This is a genomic window from Streptomyces millisiae (assembly GCF_031845425.1).
In the GTDB taxonomy this organism is placed as follows: Bacteria; Actinomycetota; Actinomycetes; order Streptomycetales; family Streptomycetaceae; genus Streptomyces; species Streptomyces millisiae.
Genome location: NZ_JAVREM010000283.1, coordinates 1 through 459, shown reverse-complemented (window position 1 = coordinate 459; position 459 = coordinate 1). Strand labels below are relative to the sequence as shown.

The following is a 459-nucleotide window of genomic DNA, read 5'->3' as shown; positions in this document are numbered from 1 at the left end:
CCATCGCGTTGGGCCCGATCGGAATCTTTTCGACCAACAGCGGTGCGACGTGCGGGTGGCGTCGGAACACGTCAAACAGGCTGTGTGCCAACGCTTCGCAGGCTTGCTGCCATGTCGAGGCGTCAAGTGCCTTGTTGTCGATGTGTGCCTCGGCCAACACGCTGTCGATCACCTGGGCGACCAGCTGGGCCCGGCCGGTGAAGTGCCGGTACAACGTCGCGGTACCCGAGTCCAGGCGCTGGGCCAGGTTGCGCATCGACAGCGCGTCGGCGCCCTCTTCGTCCAGGAGGGCAATGGCCGTCGCGATGATCCGGTCCAGTGGCACCGGTGGGCGGCCACGGGATCGCCGCGGGTTCTGCTCCGGCTTGGCGCCGGTACGTGACGTGCTCACGCGGCTCAGTATGACGACCCTTGACAACCCCTACAATAACGGCAACACTGTATCCATTATGAATCTTC

Annotated in this window: 1 protein-coding gene; it reads right to left on the bottom strand. The window is 64.1% G+C overall.

Annotation, left to right across the window (positions count from 1 at the left end):
- The coding region (locus RNC47_RS36690) for a TetR/AcrR family transcriptional regulator (RefSeq protein WP_311605203.1) at positions 1 to 391 on the bottom strand (391 nt) is incomplete at its 3' end.
- Positions 392 to 459: the final 68 nt, after the last annotated feature.